Origin of the sequence: Phaeovulum veldkampii DSM 11550 (genome assembly GCF_003034995.1) — a bacterium.
GTDB lineage: Bacteria > Pseudomonadota > Alphaproteobacteria > Rhodobacterales > Rhodobacteraceae > Phaeovulum > Phaeovulum veldkampii.
Genome location: NZ_PZKF01000120.1, coordinates 1 through 1080, shown reverse-complemented (window position 1 = coordinate 1080; position 1080 = coordinate 1). Strand labels below are relative to the sequence as shown.

1 protein-coding gene is annotated in these 1080 nt (G+C 66.9%); it reads left to right on the top strand.

Annotated elements, in window-relative coordinates; translation table 11 throughout:
* Positions 1-185: 185 nt before the first annotated feature.
* On the top strand, positions 186-1080 hold an 895-nt coding region (locus C5F46_RS16190; RefSeq protein ID WP_107326313.1), incomplete at its 3' end, for a DUF2493 domain-containing protein.

The following is a 1080-nucleotide window of genomic DNA, read 5'->3' as shown; positions in this document are numbered from 1 at the left end:
ACTGATTTCCGCCGGCGGCAGAGCCGCCTTTGCATCGCGAGACAAATCAGCCGCCCCCCGTCCTCCTCCACATGTGTTCCGGCCCCGAAAGGGGGTGAAGGGGCGTCCCCCGTCGACGGCTTTCGCAGCCCATGAAGGCCGCGCGGGATGACGCGCGGACGAAACAGGCCCGGAGGCAAGAACAGATGACGATCCACGCCCACGACGACGCGTATGAACCCGCCCACACCGCATCCCAGACCGCCCATGCGCTCGACGAGCTGCAGCTCTATGGCTACCGCCCCTTTGACGAACCCGATCCGCGCCCGATGCCCGATGGGCAGCGCCTTGCGGTCGCCGTCGCCGACATCTTCGACGCCCTCGTTGCGACCCTGGAAGACACCCGCATGGAACCCGACCTCGAAGAGGTGCTCTGGGGCCAGGTCAACCTCTTCCACCGCGCCACGGCCCGGATCGAGCGGTCGCTCGACGAGAACGAGCAGGCGCAGCGCCGCCTCCAGCGCGAGCAGGACGGCTCCGAGGTGAAATCCACCGAGCTGGAGCGCCTGACGGCTGAAGGCCTGACCCTCGTCGAACGGCGCAACTGCATGGACATGATGCGCGATCACGCCGCCACCGAGTTCGTCCATCATACGGGATCGACCTGGCGCCCCCGCACCGGCTCGATGGTGAACCGCCAACATATGACCGCCGCGCTGATCGACAGCCGCGACTTCCTGGCCGCCAAGCGCCGCGCGGAGACCGAGGTGATGCTCCCCGCAGGACCCAAGGTTGCCCTCACCGGTGGGACCGACTTCAAAGATCACCGGCTGATCTGGGGCAAACTTGACCAGGTCCGGACCAAGTATCCCGACATGGTCCTCCTCCACGGGGGCAGCCCGAAGGGCGCGGAACTTATCGCAGCCAAATGGGCCGAGGCCCGGGGCGTGACGCAGGTGGCCTTCAAGCCGGACTGGACCAAGCACGCCAAGGCCGCGCCCTTCAAGCGCAACGACGCGATGCTCGACGTGCTCCCGGTGGGCGTCCTCGTCTTCCCGGGCAATGGCATCCAAGAGAACCTTGCCGACAAAGCCAAGAAGC